Source organism: uncultured Gordonia sp., assembly GCF_937858515.1.
Taxonomy (GTDB): domain Bacteria; phylum Actinomycetota; class Actinomycetes; order Mycobacteriales; family Mycobacteriaceae; genus Gordonia.
On record NZ_CALLZT010000076.1, the window covers coordinates 1 to 7,837 of the forward strand.

6 protein-coding genes and 2 pseudogenes are annotated in these 7,837 nt (G+C 65.7%); 2 read left to right on the forward strand and 6 right to left on the reverse strand.

All coding sequences use genetic code 11. The features are described from left to right. Positions 1-408: pseudogene (locus tag Q0627_RS22470) on the forward strand (ATPase, T2SS/T4P/T4SS family); the annotation flags it as partial. 251 nt (positions 409-659) lie between these two features. On the opposite strand, the pseudogene Q0627_RS22475 reads toward Q0627_RS22470, so the two are convergent. After that, positions 660-1,634: pseudogene (locus Q0627_RS22475) on the reverse strand (helix-turn-helix domain-containing protein); the annotation flags it as partial. 191 nt (positions 1,635-1,825) lie between these two features. Between Q0627_RS22475 and Q0627_RS06610 the strand changes: the two are divergent. Beyond that, on the forward strand, positions 1,826-2,059 hold the full coding sequence (locus Q0627_RS06610) for a LuxR family transcriptional regulator (protein ID WP_291011712.1): 234 nt from the start codon (positions 1,826-1,828) through the stop codon (positions 2,057-2,059). A gap of 55 nt (positions 2,060-2,114) precedes the next feature. Here Q0627_RS06610 and Q0627_RS06615 read toward each other — a convergent pair whose 3' ends face one another. The 5 genes from Q0627_RS06615 to rpsL form a co-directional block, all read right to left on the reverse strand. After that, positions 2,115-3,356 (reverse strand): adenylate/guanylate cyclase domain-containing protein, encoded by a 1,242-nt coding sequence (locus Q0627_RS06615; protein ID WP_291011709.1) that lies wholly within the window; start codon positions 3,354-3,356, stop codon positions 2,115-2,117. Between the two features lie 129 nt (positions 3,357-3,485). After that, positions 3,486-4,676: an elongation factor Tu gene (tuf, locus tag Q0627_RS06620; protein WP_291011705.1), complete on the reverse strand. Its 1,191-nt coding sequence runs from the start codon at positions 4,674-4,676 to the stop codon at positions 3,486-3,488. Positions 4,677-4,860: 184 nt separating this feature from the next. Further along, the gene (gene fusA, locus Q0627_RS06625) at positions 4,861-6,978 is read right to left on the reverse strand and encodes an elongation factor G (protein WP_291011702.1); all 2,118 of its coding nucleotides are present in this window, start codon (positions 6,976-6,978) and stop codon (positions 4,861-4,863) included. Positions 6,979-7,172: 194 nt separating this feature from the next. Further along, the gene (gene rpsG / locus Q0627_RS06630) at positions 7,173-7,643 is read right to left on the reverse strand and encodes a 30S ribosomal protein S7 (RefSeq protein WP_005193546.1); all 471 of its coding nucleotides are present in this window, start codon (positions 7,641-7,643) and stop codon (positions 7,173-7,175) included. Between the two features lie 5 nt (positions 7,644-7,648). After that, positions 7,649-7,837, reverse strand: a 189-nt coding sequence (gene rpsL, locus Q0627_RS06635; protein WP_298808582.1) for a 30S ribosomal protein S12, incomplete at its 5' end; no start/stop codon positions are given.

Here is a 7,837-nt window from a genome sequence, read left to right on the forward strand (position 1 = left end):
TTCGCCATCCGCAAGCCCGCTGTCGCGGTGTTCACGCTCGACGACTATGTCGCCGGCGGAATCATGGTCGCCGATCAGGCCGCGATCTTGCGCCGGGCCGTTGCCGAACGCCGGAACATCCTGGTCGCCGGCGGCACCTCGACCGGCAAGACGACGCTCACGAACGCATTGCTGGCGGAGGTGTCGAAGACGTCCGACCGCGTGGTGCTGATCGAGGACACACGCGAACTGCAATGCGCCGCGCCGAACCTCGTGGCGCTGCGCACCAAGGATGGCGTCGCTTCGCTTTCCGATCTCGTGCGCTCGTCGCTGCGCCTGCGCCCCGACCGCATCCCGGTCGGCGAGGTGCGCGGCGCCGAGGCGCTCGACCTCCTCAAAGCCTGGGGCACCGGCCATCCCGGCGGGGTCTCGACCGGCCATGGCGAGAGCGGGCCCGGCGGGCTGCCGCGGAGGTCAATACGGAAGCCGGCGACAAATTTCATCCCCGCCGGCAGCAGGTCGGCAAAGACCGGCGCACCCAGCGCGGCTGTGCCCACGGCCGGCCCGCCGGCGGGGAGGCAAGGAAGGCCCGGCCCCCCCCCCGCCACGACCACCATGTCGCGGCCGAGGGTCATCTCAATCCATACCGCTCCGGCGACGATCGCCTCGTCGTAGGAATGCAGCGTGATCAGTTCCTCGTACTGGTCGATGACCAGAATCGACGGACCGGTCCGATCGGTCTGCGCGTCGAGTTCGGAGAGTGCTGCCGTCATCGCGCCGACCGGGTCGTGGCCCGGCACCATATGCGCGTACTTCCACTCCCGCAACGGACCCGGCTCGCCCGCGGTGCCGCCGAGCGCCACCTGGACCAACGACGACTTGCCCACGCCCGACCGTCCGAGTACTGCGAACGCCGGAGGCACCGCCGACCCGACACCGGACGGCGTGAGCGAATCACGCCAGGTGCGGTGGATCTCGACAACCTGCCGCACCACCATCTCGATCTCCGTGCTGCGCCCGAAATACCGCGCCTTGTCCGTGGCCCCGAACGTCGTGAAGCCCAGGTACGGCGATTCGGGCCTGCCTTTGCGCGTGCGGGCCCCCCTACGGGACAGATTGTCGACGGCCGTCCACCAGTCGGCGAGTTCCCCCGGCGCGACACCGCACACCGCGAGCACGCGTTCGAACGGTTCGCGGCTCGCCTTGGTCGGCGCGTGCTGCCCGGCGAACCAGCCGGCCACCGTACCCAGCAGCGCGTCGGCCTGCTCGGCGACCTCGCGCACACTCAGCCCGGCCGACTCACGGCGCTCGGTCAGTGCGGCTCCGAGCTCCTCGCGGGTACGGACACCCTCCGGTCCACGCAACCGCCCATCGGCCGCGGACGGTCCCGTGTCGTCCGAACGGTTCGGATCGTCGTCCGTCACGCCGCCCACCGGCCGTAGAAGTGCCGGGGACGGCCGCCCGCACGCACCGTGCACGCGTGGCCCGCACGCATCACAGATCCCCCAACGTCGTCCGTGTTTTGCCTGGTCAGTGTATCGAATCACGTATCGACTTAGCGGTTGACGCATTTTGTTGCGGTTCCCACCGGCGCCTCGCCGAATAATTCGAGTTCTCAGTATGTCGTTCGTTCCCGTCTGCGGGAACCACCCCATCGGAGGACACCATCACCATCGCGACCGCTTCAGACCAGGTTCCCACGGACAACCACGCTTCCCCGAAGCCACAGGGTCGCGCGGACTCCTATAGTCGGCCGCTACGTTCGATCCCCGATACGAGTACCGATGCCGACTCGTACTCAGGCGCCACGCCTCCCGGCCCCGACCTGACGGCCAGGGAGATCGAGGTGCTGTTGACGTGGCTGCGCGTCGGTACCAAAGCGGCCGCGGGACGGACGCTGTTCATCGGGACCGCGACCGTCAAATCGCACCTGACCCGCATCCGGCAGAAGTACATGGCTGTCGGCCGCCCGGCCGCGTCCAAGTCCGCTCTGTTCATCAGGGCGGTGCAGGACGGCTATATCGACATCACGGAGTGGGACGACGTCGGTCTGACAGACCCCGACATAACTGAGGACTAGGCGTAACCGAGGACTGGGCGTAACCGAGGACTGGGACGACCGGACCGGCCGGCAGTTATCCGGGCGCGGTCGCCGTCGCGGCGCCTTCCAGGAACCAGGTGAGCTGCTCGCCCTTGCCTTTGACCGCAATCGGTCCGCGCTCTCTGAACGCGAATTCGCCGGCGAGCCGGTCACGCACATCGGTGGTCACCTGGATACGTCCGACGACGCCCGTCGACTCCATCCGGGATGCGAGGTTGACCGCGTCCCCCCAGACGTCGTAGAAGAACTTCTTCGACCCCACCACACCCGCCACGACCGGGCCGGTGGCGATGCCGACCCGCAGCCCCAGCGCCGCCCCGTCAGCTCCGGGCACGTTGCCGGCGACCTCGAACATGTCGAGCGCGAACCGCGCCAGGTCTCGCAGGTGATCGGACCGGGGGTCGGGCACGCCGCCGACGACCATGTACGAGTCGCCGATGGTCTTGATCTTCTCCAGCCGGTACTTCTCAGCCAGTGCGTCGAGATCGGTGTAGAGATGGTCGAGGAACCGCACCACCTCGGCGGGCGGGGTATGGCTCGACATCGCCGTGAACCCGGCGATGTCGGCGAACAGGATCGACGCGTCGTCGTATCCGTCGGCGATCTCCTCGTGCGCGGGCTCCTTCAGCCGCTGCGCGACGGTACGGGGCAAGATATTGCCCAGGAGGGCTTCTGACCGATCGTAGGCATCCTCCAGGGCGGCCTCGGCACGCCGCATCTGATAGAGGCCGTACCCGACGATGCTCACCGCCAGCACAGACGCGGCCACACAGTTGGCGACGAAGCTGCCAACCATCAGCCAATCGGGTGCCCGGCCGGTATCCCCGGGGACGGTGAAATACAGTATCGGCACCGCGGCCGTGCAGATCACCACTGTCCCGGCCGACAACCGGATGCGCGTGATCCCGACGACCATCGGTGTCGCGGCGGCCAGGACGAAGAAGTAGAACAACAGACCCGTGTCGGTGCCGAGTTGGACGCACAGGGTGCTGAGCACCGCCGTACCGACGACAAGGAAGCCGATCCCCGCCACGAGCGATCCGAACCGCCCCAGCATCGGCACCAGCGCCAGCACCAAACATGAGATGAAGGTCGCCGCAGCCGCCTCCACGGGTCCCCCGAACAGAAATCCCACCGTCGCATAGGCCAGACATACCGCGGCCGAACTGTACGCCGACAACGACACCAGTTGCTGGGCCCGGGCATCGAGATCGGTGACTACAGGCGCGTCGGTGCCCTCGGCACACCAGGTGCGGTGGTCGGCGCGGCGGGACACCGTTTGAGGTTAGCCGCCCGGAGGCGTCGACGGTCACCGAACCGACACGGTCACCGAACCAGCACGAATAGAAAACACCCAGCCGGTGAACCCGGCTGGGTGTTCTCGATGACTCGAAGAGTCAGATCGTCACTTGACGATCTTGGTGACGCGACCGGCACCGACGGTGCGGCCACCTTCGCGGATGGCGAAGCGCAGGCCCTCGTCCATGGCGACCGGCTGGATGAGCACGACGCTCATCTCGGTGTTGTCGCCCGGCATGACCATTTCGGTGCCCTCGGGGAGGGTCACGACGCCGGTCACGTCGGTGGTACGGAAGTAGAACTGCGGACGGTAGTTGTTGAAGAACGGGGTGTGGCGGCCGCCCTCGTCCTTCGACAGGATGTACGCCTGGCCCTCGAACTCGGTGTGCGGGGTGGTGGTGCCCGGCTTCACGATGACCTGGCCACGCTCGACGTCCTCACGCTTGAGGCCGCGCAGCAGCAGACCCGCGTTGTCGCCGGCCTCGGCCGAGTCGAGCAGCTTGTGGAACATCTCGATGCCGGTGACGGTGGTCTTCTGCGACTTCTCGCGGATACCGACGATCTCGACTTCCTCGTTCACCTTGACCGAGCCGCGCTCCACACGACCGGTGACCACGGTGCCGCGGCCGGTGATGGTGAAGACGTCCTCGACGGGCATGAGGAACGGCTTGTCGGTCTCGCGGACCGGGTCCGGGATCGACTCGTCGACGGCAGCCATGAGCTTCTCGACCGACTTGGCCCACTCCGGGTCACCCTCGAGAGCCTTGAGCGCCGACACCCTGACGATGGGGGCGTTCTCATCGAACTCCTGAGCGGCCAGCAGTTCGCTGACCTCCATCTCGACGAGCTCGAGGATTTCCTCGTCGTCGACCATGTCGGCCTTGTTCAGCGCGACCAGGATGTACGGAACGCCGACCTGGCGGGCCAGCAGCACGTGCTCACGGGTCTGCGGCATCGGGCCGTCGGTGGCGGCGACCACGAGGATCGCGCCGTCCATCTGGGCGGCACCGGTGATCATGTTCTTGATGTAGTCGGCGTGGCCCGGGGCGTCGACGTGCGCGTAGTGACGCTTCTCGGTCTCGTACTCAACATGCGAGATGTTGATGGTGATACCGCGAGCCTTTTCCTCGGGAGCCTTGTCGATCTGATCGAACGCGAAGCTCTTGTTGAGGTCCGGGTACTTGTCGTGCAGCACCTTGGTGATGGCCGCCGTCAGGGTGGTCTTGCCGTGGTCGACGTGACCGATGGTGCCGATGTTCACGTGCGGCTTGGTCCGCTCGAACTTCGCCTTCGCCACTTGATTGTCCTCCTGGACTGTTGCACTGCTGGGCGGATCCCAGCAGAGACGTTCTTATATGGGGTTGTTTCGCGCCGTAGATCCGGATATCCGGGGACGCGCGTCGCGGTCCTCAGCTCGAGGAACGCTTCGCTGGGGCCGACGGTGGGCGGACTGTGATCCGCCCACCGTCAGCCGGCGGGTATTACTCGCCGGTGGCCTTCGCGATGATCTCCTTCGACACGTTCGCCGGAACCTCGGCGTAAGAGTCGAACACCATGGAGTAGTTAGCCCGGCCCTGGGTCTTCGACCGGAGGTCTCCGATGTAGCCGAACATCTCCGACAGCGGCACCTGCGCCTTGACGACGCGAGCACCGCTGCGCTCCTCCATGGCCTGGATCTGGCCACGGCGGGAGTTCAGGTCGCCGATCACATCGCCCATGTAATCCTCGGGCGTGGTGACCTCGACGGCCATGATCGGTTCGAGGATGACCGGGTTGGCCTGCCTCGCGGCTTCCTTGAGGGCCTGCGCGCCGGCGATCTTGAAGGCCATTTCCGACGAGTCGACGTCATGGTATTGACCGTCGAGCAGCGTCACCTTCAGGTTCACCAGCGGGTAGCCGGCGAGCACGCCGTACTGCATCGCGTCCTGTGCACCCGCATCCACCGACGGGATGTACTCGCGCGGAACGCGACCACCGGTGACGGCATTGACGAACTCGTAGGTGGCGCCGTCCTCGGCGTCGACCAGCGGTTCGAGCTTGACGATGACCTTGGCGAACTGCCCTGATCCACCGGTCTGCTTCTTGTGGGTGTACTCGTGCTTCTCGACCACGCGGCGAATGGTTTCGCGGTAGGCGACCTGGGGCTTGCCCACGTTCGCCTCGACCTTGAACTCACGACGCATGCGGTCGACCAGGATGTCGAGGTGGAGCTCGCCCATGCCGCCGATGACGGTCTGGCCGGTCTCCTCGTCGAGCTTGACCGAGAAGGTCGGATCCTCTTCGGCGAGCTTCTGGATCGCGGTGCCCAGCTTCTCCTGGTCGGACTTGGTCTTCGGCTCGATAGAGACGTTGATGACCGGGTCCGGGAAGCTCATCGACTCCAGCACGATCGGCGCGTCGGAAGCACACAGGGTGTCACCGGTGGTGGTGTCCTTGAGACCGATCATCGCGTAGATATGGCCCGCGGTGGCGTCCTCGACCGGCATTTCCTTGTTGGCGTGCATCTGGAACAGCTTCCCGATGCGCTCCTTCTTGCCCTTGGTCGAGTTCAGCACCTGCGTGCCCGCGGTGATGTGACCGGAGTACACACGCACGAACGTCAGCTTGCCGAAGAACGGGTGAGCCGCGATCTTGAACGCCAGCGCCGAGAACGGCTCGTCCTTGCTGGGCTTGCGGATCAGTTCTTCTTCCTCGTCGCCCACCTTGTGGCCGTGCACCTCGCCGATGTCCAGCGGGGTCGGCAGGAAGTCGATCACGGCGTCGAGCATCGGCTGCACACCGCGGTTCTTGAACGCGGAACCACACAGCACCGGGTACAGCTCGGAGTTGACGGTCAGCTTGCGGATCGCGCCCTTGATCTCCTCGACGGTGAGTTCCTCGCCGGAGAAGTACTTCTCCATGAGGGCCTCGTCCGACTCGGCGACCGTCTCGAGCAGCTGCTCGCGGTATTCGGCGGCCTTGTCGGCGAGATCGGCGGGGATCTCCTGCACCTCGTACGAGGCACCCATCGTCACGTCGCCCTTGGCGTCGCCCGGCCAGACCAGCGCCCGCATCTCGATGAGGTCGACGACACCGAGGAAGTCGTCCTCGGCACCGATCGGGAGCTGGATAACCAGCGGCTTGGCACCGAGGCGGTCGATGATCGTCTGCACGGTGAAGTAGAAGTCCGCACCGAGCTTGTCCATCTTGTTGACGAAGCAGATACGGGGGACGTCGTACTTGGCGGCCTGCCGCCACACCTGCTCGGACTGCGGCTCGACGCCTTCCTTGCCGTCGAACACGGCGACGGCGCCGTCGAGGACGCGCAGCGAACGCTCCACCTCGACGGTGAAGTCGACGTGACCGGGGGTGTCGATGATGTTGATCTGGTTCTTGTTCCAGAAGCACGTCACCGCGGCGGAGGTGATGGTGATACCACGCTCCTTCTCCTGCTCCATCCAGTCGGTGGTCGAGGCACCGTCGTGGGTTTCACCGATCTTGTAGTTCACACCGGTGTAGAAGAGGATTCGCTCCGTGGTGGTGGTCTTGCCGGCATCGATGTGCGCCATGATGCCGATGTTGCGAACCTTGTTGAGGTCGCTGAGCACTTCCTGTGCCATTACGTTCCCTTCGGGAATTCGAGGCCTGTAAGTCTGTCGTGGCTTTCGCCGGTTGTCGCTTCGCCCCGCCCGACGTATGCCGGGCGGGCTGACCGGGCGGCCCCGCTCGCGGCGAGGCCCTGGTGCGCGGCCAGAACTTGTCGGTACATGATCACCATCTCACCATTTAGCACCGGCAATGCGAAGCGAATAAGTCACCAGCGGTAGTGCGCGAACGCCCGGTTGGCCTCGGCCATCTTGTGCGTGTCCTCGCGGCGCTTCACCGAGGCACCGAGACCATTGGAGGCGTCGAGCAGCTCGTTGGCCAGACGCTCGACCATCGTCTTCTCGCGGCGCTGCCGACTGAAGGTGACCAGCCAGCGCAGCGCGAGGGTGTTGGCACGGCCCGGCTTGACCTCGATCGGCACCTGGTAGGTGGCACCGCCGACGCGTCGGCTCTTGACCTCGAGGGTGGGCTTGACGTTGTCGAGGGCACGCTTGAGCGTGATGACCGGGTCGGTGCCGGTCTTGTCACGGGCCTGCTCGAGGGCCTGGTACACGATGCGCTCGGCGGTCGACTTCTTGCCGTCGAGGAGGATCTTGTTGATCAGCTGGGTGACCAGCGGCGAACCGTAGACCGGGTCGTTGATCAGCGGACGCTTGGGGGCGGGTCCTTTACGTGGCATGTCGCTTATCCCTTCTTGGCGCCGTATTTGCTGCGGGCCTGCTTGCGGTCCTTGACACCCTGGGTGTCGAGCGAACCGCGGATGACCTTGTAACGAACACCGGGGAGGTCCTTCACACGACCACCGCGGACGAGCACCATCGAGTGCTCCTGCAGGTTGTGGCCTTCACCCGGGATGTAGGCGGTGACCTCGAC

Coding starts and splice junctions, on each gene's coding strand:
- fusA (WP_291011702.1), bottom strand. CDS start 6,978: ATGGCACAGGAAGTGCTCAGCGACCTCAACAAGGTTCGCAACATCGGC.
- rpsG (WP_005193546.1), bottom strand. CDS start 7,643: ATGCCACGTAAAGGACCCGCCCCCAAGCGTCCGCTGATCAACGACCCG.